General features: G+C 74.4%; 25 protein-coding genes and 1 pseudogene. 20 read left to right on the top strand and 6 right to left on the bottom strand.

What is annotated here, in order from left to right; all coding sequences use genetic code 11:
• Positions 1-387: 387 nt before the first annotated feature.
• The 7 genes from FHL79_RS12275 to FHL79_RS12305 all read left to right on the top strand — a co-directional run bounded on the left by FHL79_RS12275 (position 388) and on the right by FHL79_RS12305 (position 7171).
• Positions 388-1143 (top strand): ABC transporter ATP-binding protein, encoded by a 756-nt coding sequence (locus FHL79_RS12275; protein ID WP_246080698.1) that lies wholly within the window; start codon positions 388-390, stop codon positions 1141-1143.
• Positions 1140-1850: an ABC transporter ATP-binding protein gene (locus FHL79_RS12280; protein ID WP_138758879.1), complete on the top strand. Its 711-nt coding sequence runs from the start codon at positions 1140-1142 to the stop codon at positions 1848-1850. The genes FHL79_RS12275 and FHL79_RS12280 overlap by 4 nt, the downstream gene beginning before the upstream one ends.
• Positions 1851-2732, top strand: a complete 882-nt coding sequence (locus FHL79_RS12285; protein WP_138758880.1) for a branched-chain amino acid ABC transporter permease — start codon at positions 1851-1853, stop codon at positions 2730-2732.
• Positions 2732-3766, top strand: a complete 1035-nt coding sequence (locus tag FHL79_RS12290; RefSeq protein WP_138758881.1) for a branched-chain amino acid ABC transporter permease — start codon at positions 2732-2734, stop codon at positions 3764-3766. Before FHL79_RS12285 ends, FHL79_RS12290 begins: the two co-directional genes overlap by 1 nt.
• Before the next feature lie 27 nt (positions 3767-3793).
• A complete protein-coding gene (locus FHL79_RS12295; protein WP_138758882.1) occupies positions 3794-5059 on the top strand; it encodes an ABC transporter substrate-binding protein in 1266 nt (421 codons plus the stop codon).
• 128 nt (positions 5060-5187) lie between these two features.
• Positions 5188-6285, top strand: coding sequence for an LLM class flavin-dependent oxidoreductase (locus FHL79_RS12300; protein ID WP_138758883.1), 1098 nt, complete (start codon positions 5188-5190; stop codon positions 6283-6285).
• A gap of 40 nt (positions 6286-6325) precedes the next feature.
• A complete protein-coding gene (locus FHL79_RS12305; protein ID WP_138758884.1) occupies positions 6326-7171 on the top strand; it encodes an alpha/beta hydrolase in 846 nt (281 codons plus the stop codon).
• Here the strand turns inward: FHL79_RS12305 and FHL79_RS12310 are convergent.
• Positions 7164-7925 (bottom strand): SDR family NAD(P)-dependent oxidoreductase, encoded by a 762-nt coding sequence (locus tag FHL79_RS12310; RefSeq protein WP_138758885.1) that lies wholly within the window; start codon positions 7923-7925, stop codon positions 7164-7166. The two genes, FHL79_RS12305 and FHL79_RS12310, sit on opposite strands and share 8 nt — an antisense overlap.
• Before the next feature lie 123 nt (positions 7926-8048).
• Here FHL79_RS12310 and FHL79_RS12315 point away from each other — a divergent pair, with 123 nt between their 5' ends.
• Genes FHL79_RS12315 through FHL79_RS12340 form a run of 6 tightly spaced genes read left to right on the top strand, consistent with a single transcriptional unit; the run spans position 8049 to position 13326 of the window.
• Entirely contained in the window at positions 8049-8762 is a 714-nt protein-coding gene (locus FHL79_RS12315; RefSeq protein ID WP_246080699.1) for a GntR family transcriptional regulator, read from the top strand.
• Positions 8759-9460, top strand: coding sequence for a 4-carboxy-4-hydroxy-2-oxoadipate aldolase/oxaloacetate decarboxylase (locus FHL79_RS12320; RefSeq protein ID WP_138758886.1), 702 nt, complete (start codon positions 8759-8761; stop codon positions 9458-9460). Before FHL79_RS12315 ends, FHL79_RS12320 begins: the two co-directional genes overlap by 4 nt.
• Entirely contained in the window at positions 9457-10536 is a 1080-nt protein-coding gene (locus FHL79_RS12325) for a 4-oxalomesaconate tautomerase (protein WP_138758887.1), read from the top strand. Before FHL79_RS12320 ends, FHL79_RS12325 begins: the two co-directional genes overlap by 4 nt.
• 32 nt (positions 10537-10568) lie before the next feature.
• Positions 10569-11525: a VOC family protein gene (locus tag FHL79_RS12330; protein ID WP_138758888.1), complete on the top strand. Its 957-nt coding sequence runs from the start codon at positions 10569-10571 to the stop codon at positions 11523-11525.
• Positions 11522-12310 (top strand): NAD(P)-dependent oxidoreductase, encoded by a 789-nt coding sequence (locus FHL79_RS12335; RefSeq protein WP_138758889.1) that lies wholly within the window; start codon positions 11522-11524, stop codon positions 12308-12310. The genes FHL79_RS12330 and FHL79_RS12335 overlap by 4 nt, the downstream gene beginning before the upstream one ends.
• A complete protein-coding gene (locus tag FHL79_RS12340; protein ID WP_138758890.1) occupies positions 12307-13326 on the top strand; it encodes an amidohydrolase family protein in 1020 nt (339 codons plus the stop codon). Before FHL79_RS12335 ends, FHL79_RS12340 begins: the two co-directional genes overlap by 4 nt.
• Before the next feature lie 22 nt (positions 13327-13348).
• Here the strand turns inward: FHL79_RS12340 and FHL79_RS12345 are convergent, their stop codons facing one another.
• Complete coding sequence (locus FHL79_RS12345; RefSeq protein ID WP_138758891.1) at positions 13349-14224, bottom strand: alpha/beta fold hydrolase; 876 nt, start codon at positions 14222-14224, stop codon at positions 13349-13351.
• A 49-nt stretch (positions 14225-14273) separates the two neighbouring features.
• Between FHL79_RS12345 and FHL79_RS12350 the strand changes: the two genes are divergently transcribed.
• Positions 14274-14870: a 5-formyltetrahydrofolate cyclo-ligase gene (locus tag FHL79_RS12350; protein ID WP_171058140.1), complete on the top strand. Its 597-nt coding sequence runs from the start codon at positions 14274-14276 to the stop codon at positions 14868-14870.
• A gap of 7 nt (positions 14871-14877) precedes the next feature.
• On the opposite strand, the gene FHL79_RS12355 is transcribed toward FHL79_RS12350, so the two are convergent.
• The gene (locus FHL79_RS12355; RefSeq protein ID WP_138758893.1) at positions 14878-15498 is read right to left on the bottom strand and encodes an antibiotic biosynthesis monooxygenase; all 621 of its coding nucleotides are present in this window, start codon (positions 15496-15498) and stop codon (positions 14878-14880) included.
• A 638-nt stretch (positions 15499-16136) separates the two neighbouring features.
• Here FHL79_RS12355 and trhA point away from each other — a divergent pair.
• A complete protein-coding gene (gene trhA, locus FHL79_RS12360; RefSeq protein ID WP_171058141.1) occupies positions 16137-16874 on the top strand; it encodes a PAQR family membrane homeostasis protein TrhA in 738 nt (245 codons plus the stop codon).
• A 9-nt stretch (positions 16875-16883) separates the two neighbouring features.
• Here trhA and FHL79_RS12365 read toward each other — a convergent pair whose 3' ends face one another.
• Positions 16884-17921, bottom strand: coding sequence for an S-adenosylmethionine:tRNA ribosyltransferase-isomerase (locus FHL79_RS12365; RefSeq protein WP_138758895.1), 1038 nt, complete (start codon positions 17919-17921; stop codon positions 16884-16886).
• Positions 17918-18619 (bottom strand): SDR family NAD(P)-dependent oxidoreductase, encoded by a 702-nt coding sequence (locus FHL79_RS12370; RefSeq protein WP_138758896.1) that lies wholly within the window; start codon positions 18617-18619, stop codon positions 17918-17920. The genes FHL79_RS12365 and FHL79_RS12370 overlap by 4 nt, the downstream gene beginning before the upstream one ends.
• A 47-nt stretch (positions 18620-18666) precedes the next feature.
• Between FHL79_RS12370 and soxR the strand changes: the two genes are divergently transcribed.
• Both soxR and FHL79_RS12380 read left to right on the top strand, forming a co-directional pair.
• Positions 18667-19131, top strand: a complete 465-nt coding sequence (gene soxR, locus FHL79_RS12375) for a redox-sensitive transcriptional activator SoxR (protein ID WP_138758897.1) — start codon at positions 18667-18669, stop codon at positions 19129-19131.
• Between the two features lie 167 nt (positions 19132-19298).
• Positions 19299-19511, top strand: coding sequence for a hypothetical protein (locus tag FHL79_RS12380; RefSeq protein ID WP_138758898.1), 213 nt, complete (start codon positions 19299-19301; stop codon positions 19509-19511).
• Positions 19512-19518: 7 nt separating this feature from the next.
• Here the strand turns inward: FHL79_RS12380 and FHL79_RS12385 are convergent, their stop codons facing one another.
• Positions 19519-20274: an IclR family transcriptional regulator gene (locus FHL79_RS12385; protein WP_246080701.1), complete on the bottom strand. Its 756-nt coding sequence runs from the start codon at positions 20272-20274 to the stop codon at positions 19519-19521.
• A 156-nt stretch (positions 20275-20430) separates the two neighbouring features.
• Here FHL79_RS12385 and FHL79_RS12390 point away from each other — a divergent pair.
• The 3 genes and pseudogenes from FHL79_RS12390 to FHL79_RS12400 form a co-directional block, all read left to right on the top strand.
• A pseudogene (locus FHL79_RS12390) lies at positions 20431-21354 on the top strand (PDR/VanB family oxidoreductase); the annotation flags it as partial.
• 86 nt (positions 21355-21440) lie between these two features.
• A complete protein-coding gene (locus tag FHL79_RS12395; RefSeq protein WP_246080703.1) occupies positions 21441-22652 on the top strand; it encodes a cytochrome P450 in 1212 nt (403 codons plus the stop codon).
• Positions 22653-22862: 210 nt separating this feature from the next.
• Positions 22863-24143 (top strand): PP2C family protein-serine/threonine phosphatase, encoded by a 1281-nt coding sequence (locus FHL79_RS12400; RefSeq protein WP_246080704.1) that lies wholly within the window; start codon positions 22863-22865, stop codon positions 24141-24143.
• The last annotated feature ends 129 nt before the right edge of the window (positions 24144-24272 follow it).

Genomic DNA, 24272 nt, shown 5'->3' on the forward strand with positions numbered 1-24272 from the left:
CGGCGGCGGTCGTCGACCCCGGCCTCGACGGAGGGCGGAAGAGGAGGGACGGCGTCGCCGCGCCCGGCGGGGCCGGCTGAGTCAATTGTCCCGAATCCGCGCTCGAGGGGCCGGTTGGTGCGGATCGAGACGTTGTCGTGACCGTCCTCACAGCTAACGTCTCGTAGCGTGCTCCCGGGCGGGTCGCTCCGCACTGCTGGCGTCGGCCGGGTGGCACCCCACCGGGACCCTCGACGAGTGCGTCGCGGCGGGTGGCGGCGCCGCGCAGCACTCCGCGCGCGCAGCACCCCGCCAGGACGACCACCCGGCGCACCCCGTGGTCGATGACGACTGAGAGGCAGGATGGGTACAACGACGGAGCACCAGGCGCCGCAACCGGCTCTCAGCGTGCGCGACCTGTCGCTGCACTTCGGCGGCATCACCGTGCTCGACGGCGTCTCCTTCGACGCGCCCCAGGGCGGCATCCTGGGTCTGGTCGGGCCGAACGGCGCCGGCAAGACCTCGCTGTTCAACTGCATCAGCGGGCACTACCAGCCCAGTTCCGGCTCGATCCTGGTCGAGGGGACCGAGACGGTCCGCGTCCCGGCCTGGCGGATGGCGAAGCTCGGGCTCGCGCGGACCTTCCAGCACCCGGCGCTGCGGCTGGACGCCTCGGTCTTGGAGAACGTCATGCTCGGGGCGCACTCCTGGATGCCGGGCGGCCCCGTCTCGTGGGCGCTGCGGCTGCCGCCGACCCGCCGGCGTGAGCGCGAGGCCCGCGCCACGGCGCTGCAGCTGCTCGAGCAGACCGGCCTGGGCTGGGCGGCGGCGATGCCCGCCGACGAGCTCTCGCACGGGCTGCACAAGGGCGTCGAGCTGTGCCGCGCACTGCTCTCCCGCCCCCGCCTGCTGCTGCTCGACGAGCCCGCCGCCGGCCTCTCGCACGGCGAGGTCGAGCAGCTCATCGGCACCGTCCGCGCGGTGCGCCGCGACTTCGACCTGACCGTCGTGGTCGTCGAGCACCACATGGGCCTGATCTCGGCGCTCACCGACCGGGTGGTCGTCCTCGACCACGGCGCCAAGCTGATGGAGGGCACCGCCGCTCAGGCGCAGTCCGACCCGCGCGTGGTGGAGGCCTACCTGGGCAAGGAGGTCGCGCGATGAGCCTGCTCGAGCTCGAGGACGTCACCGCCGCCTACGGTCACGCGCAGGTGCTGCACGGGATCTCCTTCTCCCTGCCGGAGAACGGCGCGACCGGGCTGCTCGGTGCCAACGGAGCCGGGAAGACGACCACGCTGCGGGCGATCAGCGGCATGGTGCGCACCACCGGCCGGATCCTCTTCGAGGGGCGCGACATCAGCGGCCTCGGTCCCGACCGGACGGCGCACCTGGGCATCGCCCACGTGCCGGAGGGCCGGGGCACCATCGGACAGCTCAGCGTGCGGGACAACCTGCTCGTGGGCGCCTACCAGCGCCGCGACCGCAAGCAGATCGCGACCGACGTCGACTACGTGCTCGACCTGTTCCCCAACCTGCAGCAACGGGTGAAGTCGAACGCCGCGGCCCTCTCCGGCGGTGAGCAGCAGATGCTGGCGGTGGCCCGGGCGTTCATGGCCAAGCCGCGGGTGATCCTGCTCGACGAGGCCTCCCTCGGGCTCGCCCCCAGCACCGCCCGCCGGGTGTACGACGCGATCGTGCGGCTGCGCCACGAGGCGCAGGTGTCGATGGTCGTGGTGGAGCAGAACGCCAACCTGGCGTTCTCGGTGGTGGACGACGCCACCGTGCTGGAGACCGGCCGGGTCGCGCTGAGCGGCAGCCGGGACGAGCTCATGGGCATGGACGCCGTTCGCCGCGCGTACCTGGGGGGTTAGATGTCGTACTTCATCCAGGTCGTGGTGGACGGGCTGTCCAACGGGGCGATCTACGCCGCGATCGCGCTGGCCATCGTGCTGGTCTTCCGGGCCACCGGACTGGTCAACTTCGCGCAGGGCGGCATGGCCGTCGCGGCCACCTTCGTGGCGTTCGCGCTGACCCGCGCCGGGGTGCCCGTCCTGCTCGCGCTGATCGCCGCGGTGGTGTTCGGGTTCGTCCTCGGCGGCGTGCTGGAGCGGGTCGTGATGCGGCACTTCGAGGGTGGTGACCCCGACACCGCGGTGGTGGCGACCATCGCCCTGCTCGTGCTGCTCACCGGCCTGTCCGCGTTGTTCTTCGGCTACGAGCCGCACCCGTTCCCGTCGCTGTTCCCCAACCGGACGATCGGCTTCCTCGGGGCGTTCGTGAGCCTGCGCTCGATCGGCACGATCGCGGTGCTGCTGGTGATCATGGCGGCGCTGCAGCTGCTGTTCCGGTACACCAAGCTCGGCCTGGCCATGCGGGCGGTCGCGGACAACCCGCAGTCGTCGGCACTGTCCGGTCTGCCGGTCAGCCGGCTGCTGATGATCGGCTGGGGCCTGGCCGCGGCGCTCGGTGCGATCGCCGGCGTGCTCGTCGCCCCGCAGCTGTTCATCAGCCCCGGGATGCTCGACTTCGTGCTCGTCTACGCCCTGGCGGCGGCGATCCTCGGCGGCCTGGACTCGCCGGTCGGCGCCGTGGTCGCGGCCGCCTTCATCGGAGTCGTGGAGAACCTCGCCGGGGCCTACCTGGACTTCATCGGTGACGACCTGAAGATCGCGGTGCCCTTCGTGGCCGTGATCGTGATCCTCATCGTGCGACCACAGGGGCTGTTCGGCCGGAAGGTCACGGTGCGCGTCTGATGAACACGTTCTTCGCCTCCCGCCCGCGGCGCATCGCCGGGCTCGTCGTGCTGGCCGTCGTGCTCGTCCTGGCGCCGCTGGTCTCCAGCCCCTACATCAACTACCAGCTGTCCTCGATCGCGGTGTTCGCCGTGGCGATCCTGGGCCTCAACATCGTGATGGGCTACACCGGACAGGTGTCGCTGGGCCAGAGCGCCTTCCTCGGACTCGGTGCCTACATCGCGGCCTACGGGGTCCTGCACGACTGGCCGCCGGTGCTGTCGCTGGTGCTCTGCGCGGTCATCCCGGCCGTGGTCGGGATGCTCGTGGCGCTCGCGGCTGCCCGGCTGCGCGGGCTCGCGCTGGCGATGATCACCCTGGCCCTGCCGATCGTGGGCGTCCCGCTGGCCCGGCGGCTCACCGACCTGACCGGCGGGTCGCAGGGTCGCGTGGTCAGCTGGCTGCGGGCACCGGAGGCGACCGGGCTGGCCAACGACCAGTGGCGCTACTACGTCGTGGTGGTCATCGCCGTGGTGGCCTTCGCGCTGGCCCACAACCTGGTCCGGGGCCGCATCGGCCGGTCCTTCGCCATCGTCAAGGAGAACGAGGCGGTCGCGCTCTCGATGGGCGTCTCGCCGTACCGGACCAAGGTGCTCGCCTTCACGATCGCGTCCCTGCTCGGTGGCGTGTCGGGGTTCATGTACCTCGCCGTGGTGCAGTACACCTCGCCGGAGACCCTGACCTTCTTCACCTCGATCAACCTGGTCGCCGCCATGGTGATCGGCGGCTCGGCGAGCATCGTGGGCACCGCGCTCGGCGCCGCGTACTACGTGCTGGTGCCGGTGCTCGCCGGTCAGGTGAACTCCTCGCGCACCGCGCTGATCTCCGGCGCCATCCTGCTGGCGGTGCTGTTCCTGCTGCCCGCCGGGCTGGTGTCCCTGCCGCGCCGGCTGGCGTCCCTCCTCCGTCGTCGTCCGCAGCCAGCGGCCGGCGCCCCCACCCCGGACGATGCGACGCACCGCGCGCCCGCATCGTCGACCGCCACCACCGAGTAGCACCCCTGACCTGAAAGAGGCGATTCAATGACGAAGACCCGGAACGCGGCACGTGCCAGTGGCGTGGTCGCCACTGTCGGCATCGCCGCACTGCTCGTGTCCGGCTGCACCCGCGACCCCGCGACGGGCGGCCCGGGCGGGGACGACTCCGGTGCGAGCCCCGGCATCACCGACGACTCGATCAGCCTCGGCATCAGCAGCCCGCTCAGCGGCCCCACCGCGGGGCCGGGGTCGTGCACGGTCGCCGGGCTGGACGCCTACATCGAGGCGAAGAACGCCGCCGGCGGGTTCGAGTTCGGTGACGGCAAGACCCGGCAGGTCGACTTCACCTACCTCGACGACACCTACGACCCGGCCAAGGCGGTGTCGAACTTCCGCCAGCTGGTCAACGACAACATCTTCGCCTACGTCGGGGCGCTGGGCACGCCGACCAACGCGGCCGTCATGCCCATCGCCGAGGAGGAGGAGATCCCGCAGGTGCTGCTCACGACCGGCGCCCGCACCTTCTCCGAGGACCAGGAGGCGCACCCCTGGACGACGGGGTTCGTGCCCACCTACGCCACAGAGGGCCGCGCCTTCGGTGAGCTGCTCGCGAACGCCAACCAGCCGCTCACCGTGGCGACGCTGGCGCAGAACGACGACTTCGGCCAGAGCTACCTGGACGGGTTCAACGAGGCCATCGAGGGCAGCCAGGTGGAGATCGTCGCCGATGCGACGTACGAGCCGACCGACACGACCCTCGACGCCCAGGTGACCGAGCTCGCGGCGAGCAAGGCCGACGTGCTGCTGAGCGCCGTGTCGGTCACCCCGCTGCAGGTCGGCGTGCTCACCAAGGCGCAGTCGCTCGGCTGGCTGCCGCGCATCTTCCTGCCCTCGAACACCTCGACGCCGGGGACCATCCTGCAGCCCGGTGGCGCGGCCGCCTACCCGGGCGTCTACACGCCGTCGTTCTCCAAGAACCCGAACTCGCCGGCGTTCGCCGCCGACGAGGACGTCATCGCCTACAACGACGCGTTCACGAAGTACGGGTCGAAGATCGCGTCGACGTACACACCGCACTGCACCTGGAGCTACACCGAGGGTGCCGTGCTCGACGAGGCCTTCCAGAACATGGAGAAGCCGACCCGAGAGTCGTTCATGACCGCGCTGAAGTCCATCAGCGGCTTCCAGGCGCCGCTGCTGCTCGACGGCATCACCGTGGACACCACCACGAACGACGACGCGGCCATCTCGACGGTCCAGCTGGTCCAGTACGACGGGCAGGCGGGCTTCAAGCCGGTCACCGCGTACTGAGCCCGCAGCTGGTCGGGGCCCGGGACACCGTCCCGGGCCCCGACCCGCTCAGCCGTTCCCCGCAGCAGGAGACCCGCGTCGGCAGCCGGCGCGGGTCGCTGCCCACCCAGGACGTGAGGACCCCCGCGATGTCGCCTGACCCGGGCGCGACGGACACCCAGCAGGACGTCACCTTCGGTCTCTTCGACTGGATCGACGCAGCCCCCGGGAGGACACCGGGGGAGGTCTACCGGAGCCGGTTGCGCCTGCTGGCCGAGGCCGACCGGGGCGGCTTCAGCATCTACCACCTGGCCGAGCACCACGGCACCCCGCTGGGGCTGGCCCCCTCGCCGGCGCTCTTCCTGGCCGCAGCCGCCCAGGCGACCGAGCGGATCCGGCTGGCGCCGACCACGTTCATCGTGCCGCTGTACGACCCGCTGCGGCTGGTGCAGGAGATCTGCATGCTCGACCAGCTCAGCGGCGGGCGGCTGGAGATCGGGGTGGGCAAGGGGTCCTCCCCGCACGAGGCCGCGATGTTCGGGCTGACCCCAGCGCAGGCCGCGGACCGCTTCGAGGAGCTGATGCCGGCTGTCCTCGCGGCCCTGGAGACCGGGGTCTTCGTGCGCCCGGGTCCCGGCGGCGAGGCGGTCGCGCTGCACGTGTCGGTGCGCCAGCGGCCGCACCCGCCGCTGTGGTACCCGACGTCCAACCCCGCCTCGATCCCGCGGCTGGGGGAGGAGGGCTACAACGTGATCTTCGGTTTCGGCTTCTTCTCCCCGCCGCTGGCCGCCGTCCGGGAGCAGAGCAGGCTCTTCTTCGACCGCTTCCGGGCGTCCAGCGAGCGCGGGGAGGTCCGGTACGGCCTGCCCGGGGTGACACCCCGGTTCGGGATGATGCGGCACGTGCTCGTCGCGCCGACCGACGACGAGGCGCTGGCCCTGCTCCGGCCGGCCTTCGCCGACCACCACAGCAACTTCACCCACCTCTGGCGGCTGCACGGCGACGAGCAGCGCACCCGACCGCTGGACGTCGACCAGCTGCTCGCGGAGGGCAAGCTGTACGCCGGTTCGCCGGAGACGGTCGCCCGGCAGGTGGCCGAGGCCGTCACCGACGGCGAGGTGAACCACGTCGCCGGCGCCTTCGCCTGGGGGTCCCTGGACCCCGCGACGTCCCTGCGCTCGGTCCGGCTGTTCCGCGACGAGGTGGTCCCCGCCGTCCGCGGGGTCGCCGCCGGCGTGGGGGCCTGACGTGACCGGGAGCCCGGCGCCTCCCGGGGCCGGATCCGAGGTGACGGTGCGGCGGGACGTGGTGTACCGCAGCGAGCCGGGGATCGAGCTGCAGCTGGACCTGTACCTCCCGGCGATCCGGCCCGCCCCGGTGTGCGTGTGGCTGCACGGGGGCGGCTGGCTGCGGGGGTCGCGCAGCGCCCGGGCCGCGGAACGGCTGCTGCCGGTGGCCGCGGCCGGGGTGGCGATCGCAGCCGTGCAGTACCGGCTGAGCGGTGAGGCGACGTTCCCCGCGCCGCTCGACGACGCCCGCGCCGCGGTCCGGTGGTTGCGCCGGAACGCCGCCGACCTCGGCCTCGCCGCCGACCGGGTCGGGGTCTGGGGCGGGTCGGCGGGCGGCCACCTCGCCGCGCTCCTGGCGTTGTGCCCGGACGAGCGCGACCCCGAGCTCGGGGACAGCTCGGTGCAGGCCGCCGTGTGCTGGTTCCCGGTCACCGACCTGACCCTGCGCGACACCGACGTGCCGGCCGGGCCGCTGCCCCCCTTCGTCACCGGTCCACGAGACGTCCCCTCCCAGGAGGCCCGGCTGCTGGGCGCCGCGTCGGTGCGGGAGGTGGCAGCCGCGGCCCGGGCCGCGAGCCCGGTCACCCACGTGCACCCCGGTGCCCCGCCGTTCCTGCTGACGCACGGGGACCGGGACGGGCTCGTGCCGGCCGAGCACAGCCGCACCCTCCACCGCGAGCTCCGGGCGCAGGGGGTCCCGGCGAACCTGCTGCTGCTCGCCGGCGCCAACCACGAGGACCCTGCCTTCGACACCCCGCCGGTCCTGGGAGCGGTGAGTGCCTTCCTGCGCAGCACCCTGCTGGCGGACCAGGCCCCGCTGGGGGGACCCGCCGGGCTCAGCTGAAGGTCACCCCGCCGTCCACGACCAGCGTCTGCCCGGTGATGAACCCGCTGCCGTCCGAGCACAGGAAGGACACCACCGGCGCCAGGTCGCCGGGCTCCATCCGGCGCGGGACGGCGCGGCGTCCGGCCGACGCCGCCAGGTAGTCCTCGTCGTTGAGGGCGCGGGTGGCCTCGGTCTCGACCAGCCCGGGCGCGACGGCGTTCACCGTGATGCCGTCCGCGCCGACCTCCCGGGCGATGCTGCGGGTCAGCGCGATCACCGCGCCCTTGGAGGCCGTGTAGTGGGCGAAGTACGGCACCCCCATGTGCACCGTGGACGAGGCGATGTTCACCACGCGGCCTCGCCCCTGGGCCTTCATGACCGGGTGGACCGCCCGCATCCCGAGCCACACGCCCCGGGTGTTCACCGACATGACCCGGTCCCACTCCTCGACCGTGATGTCGGTGAACGGCCGTTTGGCGCCCAGCCCCTGGTAGATCGCGGCGTTGTTGACCAGTGCGTCGATGCGGCCGTGCCGGTCGAGCACCGCTGCCACGAGCTGCCGCCACGACGACTCATCGCTCACGTCGGCCCGCACGTGGGTGACGTCCAGGCCGTCCGCGTCCGCGGTCGGCTCGACGACGTCAGCCGTCACCACGGCCGCTCCCTGGGACGCCAGGTGCCGGCTCAGGCCGGCGCCGATGCCGCGCGCGCCGCCGGTGACCAGCACGACCGTGCCGGGCGCGACGCTGCCGCGCAGGTCCGTCTGGTTCACGTGCGCCCCCGTGGTCGCTGGTCCCCGGACGAGCAGGTCGGGATGCGGCTCGCCCAGGACTTCATAGCGCACCCCGCCCCGGGCGGCCCGGTCACCTGCGCCCGGCCGTGCACGGTCGACACGATGGTTGACGATCCTGTCAACGCCGTCCTAGGTTCGTCGTCGGACCGGGAGGAGGACTCGATGGCAGCGGCAGCACGGGACGCAGCCCAGGGCGCTCTCCGCGCGGCGATCCTCCGGGGCGACATGCCCCCGGGACACCGGCTGGTCGAGGCCGAACTGGCCGAGCGGACGGGCGTGAACCGCAGCAGCGTCCGGTCGGCCATCGACGCCCTGATCGCCGACGGCCTGGTCGAGCGCATCCCCAACCGAGGCGCGCGGGTCCGGGTCGTGACCGTCGAGGAGGCGGTCGCGACGACCGAGTGCCGGATGGTGCTCGAGGGTCTGCTCGCGCGCAAGGCAGCCGAGCGCGTCACCGGCGAGCAGGTCGTCCAGCTGCGGGCGCAGCTGCACGTCATGGGCGATGCCGTGGGTGCCGGTGACCTGCTGAAGTACTCGGACCTCATCTCCCAGCTCCACGGCCTCGTGCGCGACGCGGCACGCCACCCGGTCGCGGCCGGCCTCGTCGACCGGCTGCAGGCCCAGGTGGTCCGCCACCAGTTCCAGCTCTCGCTCCGACCGGGGCGGCCGCAGGTCAGCCTCCGCGAGCTCACCGCGGTGGTCGACGCGATCGCCGCCGGCGATCCCGACCGCGCCGAGGCCGCCACCGTCGACCACTTCCGCAGCGTCATCGCGGCACTGTCCGAGCCGACCCGCACCCCCGGAGGACCCGCATGAAGAACGTCGTCGTCACCGACCCACCCCGCGCCGACGCCGGCGATGCCGAGACGCTCGGCGGGTTCGGGGTGGCCACCGTCCACGAGGCGCTCGGCCGGGTCGGCTACCTGGGACCGGGGTTCCGCCCCGCCTGGTCCGGGGCGCGCATCGGCGGCACCGCCGTGACGGTGCTGTGCTGGCCGGGGGACAACCTGATGATCCACGTGGCCGTCGAGCAGTGCCGCCCGGGCGACGTGCTCGTGGTCGCGACCAACTCCCCGTCGACCGACGGGCTGTTCGGCGAGCTGTTCGCCACGGCGCTGGCGCACCGCGGGGTGCGGGGCGTGGTGCTGGGCTGCGGGGTCCGCGACGTCGCCGAGCTCCGCGAGATGGGCTTCCCCGCCTGGTCGACCGCGGTGAGCGCGCAGGGCTCGGTGAAGGCGACCGCCGGGGCGGTCAACGTGCCGGTCGTGCTGGGCGGCCAGCAGATCGTGCCGGGCGACGTGGTCGTCGCCGACGACGACGGCGTGCTGGTGGTGCCGCGCGGCGACGTGCCGCGGGCGCTGGCCGCCTCCCGGGCCCGGCTGGACAAGGAGGCCGCCAGCCGTGCGGCCTTCGGCCAGGGCGAGCTCGGCCTGGACCGCTACGGCCTGCGCGGCAAGCTGGCGGACTTCGGCATCGAGTACGTCTCCCACGAGAAGTGGGCGGAGGGGCGATGAGCTACGACGACACCGGCGTCCGCTGCACGATGCTGCGCGGCGGCACCTCCCGCGGGCTCTACCTCGAGGCCCGCGACCTGCCCGCCGACCCCGCCGAGCGCGACGACCTGCTGCTGCGGCTGATGGGCACCCCCGACCCGCGGCAGATCGACGGGCTGGGCGGGGCCACCACGCTGACCAGCAAGGTGGCGGTCCTCTCACCCTCCGACCACCCCGACGTCGACGTCGACTACCTGTTCCTGCAGCTCGGCGTGGACGAGGCGACGGTCAGCGAGCGGCAGAACTGCGGCAACATCCTCGCCGGGGTCGGGCCCGTCGCGGTCGAGCGCGGGCTGGTGCCCGCCGGCGACGGCGAGACCAGCGTGCGCATCCGGATGGTGAACTCCGACAGCGTCGCCGTCGCCACCTTCCCGACGCCGGGCGGCCGGGTCGAGTACCGCGGCGACGTCGAGATCGCCGGCGTGCCGGGGACGGCCGCGCCGGTGGTGCTCGCGTTCACCGACACGGAGGGCTCGGCGACCGGGGCCCTGCTGCCCACCGGGCAGGTCCGGGACACCGTGGAGGGCATCGAGGTCACCTGCGTCGACAACGGCATGCCGGTCGTGCTGGCCCGGGCCGACTCGTTCGGGCTGACCGGGCACGAGTCGCACGAGGACCTCGCCGCCGACACCGCGCTGCTGGAGCGCATCGACGTCCTCCGCCGCAAGGCGGCCGAGCTGATGGGGATGGGCGACGTGTCGACGGCCTCGGTGCCGAAGACCGTGCTGCTCGCCGCGCCGCGGGACGGCGGCCAGGTGAGCACGCGCTCCTTCATCCCGGTGCAGCCGCACACCTCGATCGGCGTGCTGGGCGCGGTCAGCGTGGTCACCGGCATGCTGCTGCCGGGCGCGGTGGGGCACGAGCTCACCGAGGACTGGCCGCGGGACACCTCCCAGGTGGACGTCGAGCACCCCACCGGTCACCTGCTGGTCGACGTCGTCGTCGACGACGAGGTCACGCCGCCGCGGGTCGTCCGCTCCGGCGTGGTGCGCACCGCCCGCAAGCTCTTCGACGGCACCGCGTTCCCGCGCGCCTGAACACCCCGACCGACGACGACCTGGAGTCAGCTGTGCCCCCGTTGCACGACATCGCCCACCTCGCCCACGTCGAGGTCCTCACCGACAAGCCCGAGGAGTGCCTGGACTTCTACGTCCGCTACCTGGGCATGACCGAGAACGGCAGGTCCGGTGACTCGGTGTTCCTGCGCGCCTGGGACGACTACGAGAACACCACGATCAAGCTGACCGCCGCCTCGCAGCCCGGGGTGGGCCGGACCAACTTCCGGGCCAGCACGCCGGAGGCGCTGGAGCGCCGGGTCGCCGCCATCGAGGCCACCGGGCTGGGCAGGGGCTGGCAGGACGGCGACCCCGGCTACGGGCCGGTGTACGTGTTCACCGACCCCGACGGCCACGAGATGGGCGTCTACCACGAGACGGAGTGGTACCGGCCGGAGGGCGACCTCAAGCCGGCGCTGAAGAACCAGGCGCAGGCCTACCCCGGCCGCGGGGTGAGCGTCCGCCGGATCGACCACATCAACTACCTGGGCGTGGACCCCGTGGCCAACCGCGACTTCGCGCGGGACACCCTCGGCGGCATGGTCACCGAGCAGATCGTGCTCGACGACGGCGTCGCCGGCAGCTGGCTCACCTTCACCAACAAGGGCTACGACGCCGTCTGGACCCGGGACAACACCGGGACCTCGGGACGGCTGCACCACCTGTCCTTCGCCGTCGACAGCCGCGACGACGTCCTGCGGGCCGCCGACCTGGCGCTGGAGCACGGCATCCACATCGAGACCGGCCCGCACAAGCACACCATCCAGCAGAGCTTCTTCCTCTACGTCTGGGACCCGGCGGGCAACCGGATCGAGCTGGACAACCCGGGTGCGCGGCTCGTGCTGGCGCCGGACTGGCAGCCGATCGACTGGTCGGCGGCCGAGCGGGCCAAGGGCCAGGCCTGGGGGCTGCAGACCATCTCCACCTTCCACACCCACGGCACGCCGCCGGTGGGGGAGAGCCCCGCGTGAGGGCACCGTTGCGGGTGGCCCTGCTCGGGCTGGGGGAGGCCGGCTCGGAGATCGGCCGCGACCTGGTGGCCGCCGGCGCCGACGTGCGCGGCTACGACCCGCGGGTGTCCTCCGTCGAGGGGGTGGCCGCCCGCGCCGACGAGGCCGACGCCGTCCGGGACGCCGACCTGGTGCTCAGCGCCAACAGCTCGCACGACGCGCTGACGGCGCTGACCAACGCGCTGCCGGGCCTGCGGCCGGGCACGGTCTGGGCCGACCTCAACACCGCCTCGCCCGGGGTGAAGGTCGCGCTGGCGGAGGCGGCGGGCAGCGGCGTCGACGTCGTCGACGTCGCGCTGATGGCGCCGGTGCCCGGCAAGGGGCTGCGCACCCCGATGCTGGTGTCCGGCCCGGCCGCCGCGCGCTTCGCCGAGCTGGTGATGCCGCTCGGCGCTCAGGTGGCCGTGCAGCCGGGACCGGTGGGTGAGGCGATCTCCCGCAAGCTGCTGCGCAGCGTCTTCTACAAGGGGCTGGCCGCCGCCGTGGTGGAGGCGCTGGCCGCCGGGGAGGCCGCCGGCTGCGGCGACTGGCTGCGCGCCAACATCAGCGCGGAGCTGGCCGGCTTCGACGAGGCCACCATCGACCGGCTGGTCGACGGCACGCACCGGCACGCCCGCCGGCGGGCCGACGAGATGGCCGCCGCCACCGAGCAGCTGACCGAGCTCGGGGTGCAGCCGCGGATCGCCGCGGCCGCCCGAGACCTGCTCACCGAGCTCCGCGACCGACAGCAGGAGAGCGCCCGATGATCATCGACTGCCACGGCCACTACACGACCGCTCCGGCGGCGCACACCGCCTGGCGGGAGCAGCAGCTCGCCGCCTGGGAGGCAGGTGAGGCAGCACCGGCCTACCCCTCGATCAGCGACGACGAGATCCGCGAGACGATCGAGGGCAGCCAGCTGCGGCTGATGGACTCCCGCGGCATCGACCTCACCGTCTTCTCCCCGCGGGCCTCGGCGATGGGCCCCCACCTCGGCGACGAGGCGGTGAGCCTGGAGTGGACCCGCCGCAGCAACGACCTCGTCCACCGGGTCACCACGCTCTACCCGGACCGCTTCACCGGGGTCTGCCAGCTGCCGCAGTCCCCCGGCGCGCCGATCGAGGGCTCGATCGCCGAGCTGCGGCGGTGCGTGGAGGAGCTCGGGTTCGTCGGCTGCAACCTCAACCCCGATCCCAGCGGCGGGCACTGGTCCTCGCCGCCGCTGACCGACCGCAGCTGGTACCCGTTCTACGAGGAGATGATCTCCCTCGACGTCCCGGCGATGGTGCACGTGTCGGCGTCCGCCGTCCCGGCCTTCCACGCCACCGGCGCCTACTACATCAACGCCGACACCACGGCGTTCATGCAGCTGGTCCAGGGCGACCTGTTCACCGACCTGCCGGACCTGCGGCTGGTCATCCCGCACGGTGGGGGAGCGGTGCCCTACCACTGGGGCCGGTACCGCGGTCTGGCGGACATGCTGCAGCGGCCGCCGGTGGAGACGAACGTGATGGGCAACGTCTTCTTCGACACCTGCGTCTACCACCAGCCCGGCATCGACCTGCTGCTCGACGTCGTCGACACGGGCAACGTGTTGTTCGGCTCGGAGATGGTGGGCGCGGTGCGGGGCATCGACCCGGGCACGGGACACCACTTCGACGACACCCGCCGCTACGTCGAGGCGGCAGCCCTGGACGACGCGGCGCGGACCGCCGTCTTCGAGGGCAACGTCCGCCGGGTGTACCCGCGGCTCGGGGCAGCGCTGGCCGCCGCCGGCCGGTGAGCCCACGGGTGGCCGGGCCCGGCTACCCCGGGCCGACGCCGGTCAGCGCGGCGCGGACCGCCGCGGCGAACGCCTCCGGCGCCTCGACCGGCACGAAGTGCCCGGCATCGGGCAGCGGTGTGACGGCCACGTCGGCGAAGAACTCGCCCAGCCGGTCACCCCACTCCGGCGGGAACAGCGGGTCGTGGCCCGGCCAGAGCAGGTGCACCGGGACCCGGAGGCGGTCGGCGGGCTCAGGGGCGCGCTCGGCCAGACCCCGCGCGAGGATGCCCGGCCCGGCGCGGTACCAGCCGATCGAGGCGGTGAACGCACCGGGCTGCGCGTAGTCGGCGGTCAGCCGGTCGAGGGCGTCGTCGGACGGGGTGAACGACGGTCCCGACCAGTGCGTCCAGAAGTGCCGCAGGTAGCTGCGGACGGCGTCCGGGTGGCCGTCGAGGAGCTCGCCGGCCAGCGGCAGTCGATGGAGGTGCTGGTACCAGAACTCCGTCTGCGCGGCGGGGTCCAGCACGCGGCGACCCGCGCCGGGCGTCGGCGGGGTGATGACCAGCGCCCGGACGCGGTCCGCCGACGTCTGCGCGATGGTCTGGGCGATCCGGCTGCCGATGTCGTACCCGGCCAGGACGACGGGTCCGAGGGCGAGCTCGTCGAGGAGCCCGAGGACGCTGCGGGCCTGGGCCGCCCCCGAGTAGGCCTCGTCCGGGTCCACGGCGTGCTTGTCGGACTCCCCGAACCCGCGCAGGTCCGGCACGACGACGTCGGCTCCCTCGTCGATCAGCGGCCGGACCAGCCGGAAGTCGTCCCGGCTCCCGGGCCAGCCGTGCAGCAGCACCACGGCCGGCCCGCTGCCGGAGCGGTCGTAGGCGAGCGAGAACCCGTCGACGGGCTGCGTACGCGGCATGGGCAGCAAGGTAGCGGCCGGCCCCGGACAGCGGCCCTACGCTGCCCCGGTGGTCGATCCAGCCGCGCCGGTCCTCGCCAAGGCCGTGCTCCGCGAACGCCTGCTCGGGCGCCGTCGGGCGCTTCCCGCCGAGCAGGGCCGCGCGGCCGCGGCCGCGGTGGCGGACATCCTGGTGCAGGCGCTGGCGGGGGTGCGCACGCTGGCGGCCTTCGTCCCCGATGCCACCGAGCCCGGGCACGGCCGTCTCCCGGCCGCCCTCGCCGGGCTCGGCGCCCGGGTGCTGCTGCCGGTCGTCCCGCCGGGAGGTCGCACGCTGGACTGGGCGGTGGGCAGCGGCCGGCTGGCACCGGGCCGCTTCGGCCTGCTGGAGCCGGTCGGCCCGCGGCTGGGCCCCGACGCGCTCGGCACCGCGGACGTCGTCGTCGTCCCGGCGCTCGCGGTGGACCGCGCCGGGACCCGGCTGGGCCGCGGCGGCGGGTACTACGACACCTCGCTCGTGCACGCCAGATCCGACGCGGTCCTCGTCGCTCTCCTCTTCGACGGCGAACGCGTCGACGAGCTGCCCGCCGAGGCGCACGACCGGCCGGTGACCGCGGTCGTGTCGCCGTCCGGGGGATGGGAGGAGCTGCCGGGTCGCCCCAGCTGAGCGGCGCTCAGATCGTCTCGGGGACGCCCAGGTGGGCGAGCACCAGGTCGAAGTCGGCGGTGTCCACGACGTCGATGCCGCGGGCCGGCGCGAACTCCTCGCGGAACTGCCGCGCCCCCTCGCCCGCCTGCTCCAGGTCCGCCCAGCTGTCGTAGGACACCGCCGACACGGCCAGGCCGTCCGCGCGGCGCACCATCACGCTCACGCTGCAGAAGCCGGGCAGGTCGTCGAGCTTGGGCATCAGGGACAGCCGGACCGCGTCCACCGCGCGCTGGACGGCGTCGGGGTCGGTCCGCAGCCAGGTGACGCGGGAGCAGGCCCCGGGCTGTGCCTCGGGGACCCGGTGCATCGCGGCGATCTCCCACTCCGCCACCTCCGGTCGCCCGCCGAGCGCCGCGGCAGTCCGCTCCAGGTGCGGCTGGACGCCGTCCCGGCTGGCGGTCAGCGCCTGCTCGTCCCGCCAGGAGGTCGTGACCACGCACCGGCCGGAGTCGCGGTGGGCGAGCATGGACAGGCCGACGCAGCCGGCCATCCCGCGGAGCGCCGGCATGGACTCGTCCCGGACGTAGGCGGTGCCGGTCGCCAGCTCGCGCGGGTCGCCGTGGACGGTCGTGGTTCGGGCGTACATGCCGGGCAACCCCTCGTCTCGGTGGTCCCGGGCGGCCGTGCCGAGGCGCGCCGCCGGTGGGCACAGGGTGCTCGACGGGGGTGTCGGGAGCAACACCACCGCCGAGGGCGGCCTCCCGGGCCCGGCGCCGATGAGGACAGGCGTCCTCCGCGGACGCTCCCGGGGCCATGGTGGCCAACATGGCCGTTCTCAGGAGCAGCGGCTGGTCCTCGGGGCCACCACCTCTCGGGACTTCCTGACCCTGCTGGGCACGAGTCGCCGCCCGGACGGCCCCGGCGTGGCGTCGACGGCCATCAGAAGGGGCGTCACCGCCGGACACCGCGGAGCCGTGCAGAGGCCCACCCAGGTGCCCTCGTCGGGCGCTGGTGACACCGGATGGCCCTCACCCCCTGCTCGCCGTCGGCGAGCGCGTCGAGGCCGGGCGTCGCCCGTGTCCCCGCCGGCGACCGGGGCCCGGCGCCGGATCTCGGCCAGGACCCGCGCCGTGAACGCACCGGCGGGTCCTCCTGGCTGCAGGTCTCCCTCGGTCGGCGGGGAGGAGTGCACCCGGAGCCGCGGTCACCGCGGGAGGCGCGCGGGGTCCACCGTGCCCGTCACCGCGCCGCAGAGGACGGGGGCCGCCCCCGTCGGCGGACGGCGTGACCGTGCGTCCCCACCAGGTCACCGACCTGCCGCTGACCCCCGCGCTGTCGGTGGCGGGGCAGGGGACGCACGTGACGCTGCACTACGACTCCCGTCGTGGCCTGCACCACCCCAAGCCGCTGCTGCGCGGCTGGCTGCACCTGGCCTGGTTCGAGGTGTCCCTCGTCGCCGGGACCCTGCTGGTGCTCGCCGCGCACGGTCCCCGGCAGGTGGTGGGCGTCGGGGTCTACGTCCTCTGCCTCAGCGGGCTGTTCGGGGTCAGTGCCCTCTACCACCGGGGCAACTGGGGTCCGGCCGCCACCGCCGTCCTGCAGCGTGCCGACCACGTGATGATCACCCTGTCGATCGCCGGGACGGCCACCCTGGTGTTCCTCCTCGCCGTCCCCGGCACCTACGGCCTGGTGTGCCTGGTCCTCGTGTGGTCCCTCGCCGCGGTGGGGATCGGCACGCACCTGGTCCGGATGGACGCACCCGAGTGGCTCGTCGGGAGCGCGTTCGTCGGGTTGGGTGCGGTTCCCGTGCTCGGTCTGCCGGCGCTGTGGGTCAACGGCGGTGTCGCCGCCGCGGTCCTCGTCCTCACCGGCGGGGGCCTGTACGTCACCGGCGCCGTGGCCTACCACCTCCGCCGTCCCGACCCGTTCCCGACGGTGTTCGGCTACCACGAGGTCTTCCACGCCTTCGTCTGCGCCGCTGCCACCTGCCACTTCCTCGCCATCGCGCTGCTCGTCGGGTGAGGCCGGTCCTCAGGGGAGGAAGAGCATCGAGTCGCCGAACTCGTGCCAGAGCAGGTGCGCGGCGACCGCCGTCCGGTACGCCTGGTCGACGAGGTCGACCCCGGCGACCGCGGCGAGCAGCTGCAGGTGGCTGGCCTCGGCCGCGTGCAGCCCGGTGACCAGGCCGTCGACGACCCTGGCCGGTCGGTCCGGGCCGAGCACCAGGTCGGTCCAGCCCGACGCGGGGCGGGTCACGCCGTCCTCGCCGGTGGCCGTCTCCAGCGCCCGGGTGACCGTGGTGCCGACCGCGACGACCCGACCGCCGGCGGCGCGGGTGCCGGTGACGATCCGGGCGGTGGCCGCCGGGACGGCGTACCGCTCCGGCGCCGGGGGCTCGTGCAGCTCCGGGCTGGAGACGCCGGTGTGCAGCACGAGCGGCAGCACCGCGATCCCGCGGGCCATCAGCCGGACCAGCACCCGGTCGGTGAACGGCCGCCCGGCGCTGGCCATCTCCGCGCTGCCCAGCTCCGCGGAGGCGACCGGGGTGGCGTACACGTTCTGCAGGGCGGCGAGCGGGACGGCGCGGGCCAGGTAGCCGTACCGGATCGGCGTCCCGTGCCGGGCGAGGTGCGTCGCGGCGGCCACCGCCGGGTCGGTGCCGGCCCGCCACAGCCGGGAGCCGGGCACCGGGAACGCCGCGACCAGCCGCAGGTCGACGCCACCGGGCAGCTGCAGCACCGATCCCGGCTCCACGCCCAGGTCGGGTCCGGTGTTGTCCGGACGGCGGACCTCGACCACCCAGCTGCCGTCCTCGAGCGTGGTGGCGACGTGGACCGGGGTGACGGTGCCGTCGCCGCGCACCGCGTCCAGCCGGGCCGGGACGGTCGGCGAGGTGTTGACCACGACGACGTCGCCGGGTGCCAGCAGGTCCGGCAGCTCGCGGAACCGGTGGGTCGTCACGGCGCCGGGCCGGGCGGCCAGCAGCGTGACGCCGTCCCGGGCCAGTCCGCGCCGTTCCGGGGGAGCGGTGGCCTCCGACCCGGGCGGGAGGGTGAACGGGGCGGTCATGCCGGAGCTCCCGCGGGCGCCAGCTCCGCGGCGCGGTACCGCCCGCTCGGCAGCTCGCCGGAGACCAGCCGGAGCAGCGCCGGGACGACGCTCTCCGGGGCGGGGCGGTCGCCGACGTCCTCGCCCGGGAACGCGGCCTGGTGCATCTCGGTGGCCATGTCACCGGGGTCGACCGCGTACACCCGCAGGCCCGGCTCCTCGACGGCGAGCACCCTGCTGAGCTGGTCGAGGGCGGCCTTGCTCGCGCCGTAGCCGCCCCATCCGGCGTAGGCCTCGACGGCGGCGTCGGAGCTGACCTGCAGCACCCGGCCGCCGGCCCGGCGGAGCGCGGGCAGCAGCAGCTGGAGGAGCGCCAGCGGGGCCACGGTGTTGACCGCGAGCACCCGCTGGAAGGCATCGAGCGGCAGGTCGGCGAGCGCGGGGAGCGGACTGGGGCCGAGGTCGCTGGCGTTGGCGACCAGCAGGTCGAGCCCGGGCGGGACGGCGGCGGCCAGCGCGGCGCGGTGCGTGGGGTCGGCGACGTCGCCGGGCAGTGCGGTGACCAGGTCGGGGAACGGCAGGCCGGCGACGGCGGCGGTCAGGCGGTCGCCGCCCCGGGCGTCCAGGACGAGCTGCCAGCCCTCGGCGTTCAGCGCGGTGGCGAGGGCGAGACCGAGGCCGCGCGAGGCGCCGGTGACCAGTGCGGTGGGGGGTGTCATGGCGCTAGCCTCAGACTTCAAGGGGACTTGAGGTCAAGGGGCGCCAGATGGAGTTCTCGGTCGGGCAGATCGCCGCCCGGGCAGGCCTCGCGCCGTCCGCGGTGCGCTGGTACGAGGCCCAGGGTCTGATCAGCTCGACCCGGACGGCGGGCGGCGCCCGCCGCTACCCGCGCAGCGTGCTGCGCCGGCTGGCGTTCGTCCGTGCCGCGCAGAACGTCGGGCTGTCGCTGGCCGAGATCCGGGCGGCGCTGGAGACCCTGCCCGACGGGCGCACCCCGACCGCCCGGGACTGGGCGGAGCTGTCGGCGGGCTGGCGGGCGCGGCTGGACGAGCAGATCGCCGCGCTCACCCAGCTGCGCGACGGGCTGAGCTCGTGCATCGGTTGCGGCTGCCTGTCGCTGGACCGCTGCGCGTTGTCCAACCCCGGCGACCTGGCGGGGCGGGACGGCCCGGGCGCCCGGTGGCTGTCCCCGTCGCTGCGGAGGGCGCGGCCGGTCCGCGACAGCGGCTGAGGGCGCCTCCCCGCGACCACCGGGGAGCGTCGGGTCAGGAATGGGTGCCGGTCCGGTCGCGGAGCAGGTCGAGCACGCCGTGGGACTTCTGCTGGAGGCCCGTCGGCCCCACACTGCTCGCAGGGTGCAGGTCAACGGAGACCTGCCGTCCTCAGGCGGGGGTCGCCATGTCCGAGTCGACGATGTTCTTCGACATCGTGGCGCCGCTGCGCGCCGAGTTCGCCATCGACCCGAGGACGGGGGACCTCTGCCGGCGCCGTCGCGGGATCCTCGCCCGGCTGGTCCTCGGTCTGTCGGTGCTCGGCTGCGCGCAAGGCGTGGTCATGCTGACGCCCGACGCCACGCTCGGCGGCCTCCCGGATGACGCCCGGCCGTTCTGACCGGCCGTCAGCCCCTCGGCGCGCGCAGGCTCCGCGAGATCCCGCGCGCGGTGGCCTGCAGCAGCGGGACCAGGCTCCCGCCGCGACCGTCGTTGGGCACGATCACCGACAGGGCGGCGACCACCTCGCCCCGGGCGTCGCGGACCGGCACCGCCACCCCGGTCGCGTCCGGGTGCTGGTGACCGGCGAGCACGGCCGCGGAGGTGCGCCGGACCTCGGCCAGCGCCGATCGCAACTGGGCGGGGCTGCCGAAGCCGGCCCGGGTGACCGGGCTCAGCGGCCGTGCCAGCACGCGCTCCTGCACGTCCGGTGGCGCATGGGCCAGCAGCACCACCCCGGACGACGACGTGGGCAGCGCCAGCCGCCCGGCGATCCGGGAGAAGTTGACGACCGCGTCCCGGGCGCTCAGCCGCTCCAGGAAGAGGACGTCCTCGCCGTCCAGCACGCCGAGCTGCACGTGGTGCCCGACGACCGCGTGCACGTCCTCCAGGAAGGGCATGGCCGCCTCCCGCAGCGACACGGTGGACCCGGTCCGCGCCCCGAGCTCCCACAGCCGGACGCCGACCCGCACGCGCCGGTCCGGGCCGCGCTCCAGCAGCCCGTGCGCGACCAGCTCGGCGACCAGCCGGGACGCCGTCGCCACGTGCAGGCCGCTGCGGCGGGCGACCTCGCCCACGGAGAGCACCGGCTCCTCGGCGGTGAAGGCGGCGAGCACCCGCACGGCGCGGGCGATCACCGACTCGCCGGTCGGGGTCCGGGGCACGGGTCCAGTGTGACACCGGTCTCTCGTCCATTGAGAAGTCGCTTCTGCCCGGGGTGACCTGGGTCGCAGGCTGGGCACGACGACGAGGAGGTCGGGATGCTCACCGTGGAGCAGTCGAGCAGGACCCGCCGCAGCGGGGTGGACCGCACCACGGTGCGGGTGGTGGGCAAGACCCCGGTCGCCGACGGCGTCGTGACCCTCACCCTCGCCGCCCCGGACGGCGGTCGCCTGCCGGACTGGACACCCGGCGCGCACGTCGACCTCACCCTCGACAACGGCCTCACCCGGCAGTACTCGCTGTGCGGGGACCGCTGGGACGCGCACACCTACCGGGTGGGCGTGCTGCTGGAGCCCACCAGCCGCGGCGGCTCCCGCCACGTGCACGAGTCCCTGGCGCCCGGGCACGTGGTCGGGCTGGGCGGGCCGCGCAACGCCTTCCCGCTGGTGCCCGCGGAGTCCTACCTGTTCGTGGCCGGGGGCATCGGCATCACCCCGCTGCTGCCGATGATCGCGCAGGCCGAGCTCCTCGGTGCCGACTGGCGGCTGCTCTACGGCGGCCGGCAGCGCAGCTCGATGGCCTTCCTCGACGAGCTGGCGGTGCACGGGGACCGGGTGCTGGTCCGGCCGCAGGACGAGTTCGGCCTGCTGGACCTGCCCGGCTTCCTCGGCGCCCCGCGCGCCGGCACGCCGGTGTACGGCTGCGGGCCCGGGCCGCTGCTGTCCGCGCTGGAGCGCGCCTGCCTCGGCTGGCCGGCCCGGGCGCTGCACACCGAACGCTTCGTCGCCGCCGAGCGCGGGGCCCCGGTGCGCACCACCGCCTTCGAGGTCGAGCTGCACCGGTCCGGCCGCACCGTCACCGTCACCCCCGACGTCTCGGTGCTGGAGGCGATCAGCGCGGCCGGGGTCGAGGTGCTCTCCTCCTGCCGGCAGGGCACCTGCGGCACCTGCGAGACGACCGTGCTGGCCGGTCAGCCCGACCACCGCGACTCGCTGCTCGACGACGACGCGCGGGCCGCGGGCGACTGCATGTACCCCTGCGTCTCCCGATCCTCCAGCGACCGCCTCGTCCTCGACCTTTGACCCACGCCATCCCCGGTTTCGGCGCCGAAACCCGACCAGGTCCCGGCGCCGAAAGCGGACTCCTCGGATCCCAGGAGGACCCGCCCGTGACGCTCACCCACAGCCCGGTCGCCGACGTGCCGGTCAGCGACGTCGACCCGTTCAGCCACGAGGTCCTCGAGGACCCGCTGCCGATGCACGAGGAGCTGCGCGAGGCCGGCCCCGTCGTCCACCTCAGCCGCTACGACGTGTTCGCCGTCGCCCGGTACGCCGAGGTGCACGCCGCGCTGGTCGACTGGCAGCGGTTCCAGTCCGCCGCCGGTGTGGGGTTGTCCAACTTCCGCACCGAGGAGCCGTGGCGTCCGCCGAGCCTGCTGCTGGAGGCCGACCCGCCGCGGCACGACGCCCCCCGTCGGGTGCTGGGCGCGGTGCTCGGACCCCGGTCCCTGCGCCGGCTCCGCGACGCCTGGAGCGCCGACGCCGAGCAGCTCGTCGACGCCGTGCTCGCCGAGGGCACCGAGTTCGACGCCGTGCCCACCCTCGCCCAGGCGTTCCCGCTGCGGGTCTTCCCCGACGCGGTCGGCATCGGCCAGGACGGCCGGGAGAACCTGCTGCCGTACGGGGACCACGCCTTCAACGCCTTCGGCCCGAGCAACGACCTGGTCGCCAAGGGGACCCACCGGGTGCCCGAGCTGTCGGGTTGGGTGGGGGAGCAGTGCGCGCGCGAGGCGCTCAGCGGCGACGGGTTCGGCGCCGCCATCTGGGCCGCGGCCGACCGCGGCGAGATCACCCCGCAGCAGGCGCCGCTGATGGTGCGGTCGCTGCTGACCGCCGGGGTGGACACCACGGTGCACGCGCTGTCGGCGATCCTCTACGCCTTCGCCACGCACCCCGACCAGTGGGCCCGGCTGGTCGCCGACCCGTCCCTGGCCCGGGGGGCCTTCGACGAGGCGGTCCGGTGGGAGTCACCGGTGCAGACCTTCTTCCGCACCACCACCACCGACGTCCGGATCGGCGACGCCGTCGTCCCGGAGGGCCACAAGGTGCTGATGTTCCTGGCCGCCGCCAACCGCGACCCGCGCCGGTGGACCGACCCCGACCGCTTCGACCTGGGCCGCGACCCCTCGGGGCACGTGGGCTTCGGCATGGGCCTGCACCAGTGCGTCGGCCAGCACGTCGCCCGGCTCGAGGCCGAGGCCGTGCTCACCGCGCTGGCCCGGCGGGTGCGGTCGATCGAGCTCGCCGGCCCTCCCCGGCGGCACCACAACAACACCCTCCGGGCCTGGGACAGCCTCCCCGTCCGGCTCGGCGTCGTCTGACGGGGACGCGGGCCCGGCGTGACCGACGTCCTTGCGCGGTCCGGCTAGGGTCCTCCTCGCGGGTGCCGGAGGGTCGGCACGACGCTGTTCCACCCGGCCTGCAGCCGGTGCGCCTGGGTCGCCGACCGGTCACCCCTCATGGGGCGGGACCTGGTTGGAGAGCGGATGCCGGACGACGGGCACGATCACCTCACCGTCGCGGTGCAGACGATGCCTGCAGGCCCCGGGGTCGGCTTCGTCGACGCGGAGGGCCGGTCGCGCACCGAGAGCCTCGGCGAGCGCGTGCTGGGGTCGCTGCTCGACCGCGCCCACCTGATGCCGGCTCGGCTGGTGGGGCCGCTGGTGGCGCAGGAGATCGCCGCGGTCGGCGGCACCGACGTCAGCATCTGGCTGCAGGACTACGACCAGCGGACCCTGCAACCGCTGACCGGCCGCGGGCTGGTGGGCGCCTCGACGCCGATCGCCGGGAGCTGGCCGGGCCGCGCGTTCACCCAGGACGCCCGCATCGAGGAGGAGCTGCCCGGCGGGGCGGTGCGGCTCCACCTGCCGATGCTGGACGGCTCCGACCGGGTCGGCGTCCTGGCGTTCACCCTCCCCGGGGTCGACGACAACGACCGGCGGCTGGCCCAGCGGCTGGCCGGCCTGACCGCCGACCTCGTGGTCACCAAGTCCCTCTACACCGGCACGTTCGCCCAGATCCGCGCGGCGGCGCCGATGAGCCTGTCGGCCCACCTGCAGTGGCAGACGCTGCCGCCACTGGTGATGACCACGCCCGACGTCGCCCTGGCCGGCATCCTGGAACCCGCCTACGACGTGGGCGGGGACAGCTTCGACTATGCCCTGGACGACCACGTCCTGCACCTGGCGGTCTTCGACGCCATGGGCCACGGGCTGGAGGCGGCCATCATGGCCACCGTCGTGGTCGCCGCCTACCGGCACGGTCGGCGGTTCGACGCCTCGCTGCCCGACCTCTACGTGCACATGGACGACGTGCTCGGCGCGTCCCACCCGGGGCGCTTCGCCACCGCCCAGGTGGGCCGGCTGGACACCGAGACCGGCGTGCTCAGCTGGGTGAACGCCGGCCATCCCGCGGCCCTGTGGGTGAAGCCGGACGGCGCCGTCTCCGAGCTGTCCGGCCGCACCACCCGGCCCGTGGGGTTCGGCGGCGCGTCCCCGTCGGTCCAGACCGTGCAGCTCGCTGCGGGCGACCGCGTGCTGTTCTTCACCGACGGCGTCGTCGAGGAGCGGCTCGAGGACGGGCTGCAGTTCGGCGAGGCCCGGCTGCGCGAACTCGTCGAGCAGACCAGTGGCGACGGGATGAGCGTGGCCGAGACGGTCCGGTTGCTGTCGCACTCCCTGATGGCCGCCCGTGGCGGCCGCACCAGCGACGACGCCTCGTTGCTGCTCGTGGAGTGGCGGGGGCCGCCCCGGGACGACGAACTGGCCCGCGGCGTCATCGGCGGCCTGCCCGCCGGCGCGATCGACAGCTGACGGACGGGTTCAGCCCCGGCAGCCCCGTCGTCATGTGCTGCTCCGGTGCAGGGGCATGCCGGACCGGTGGCGTGGATCGTGGTCCCTCGTCCGCGGTCGGTGCGCTCGGGCGGAGGCTGCCTCTCCTCG

Source organism: Modestobacter altitudinis (genome assembly GCF_005930475.1).
Classification (GTDB): domain Bacteria; phylum Actinomycetota; class Actinomycetes; order Mycobacteriales; family Geodermatophilaceae; genus Modestobacter; species Modestobacter altitudinis.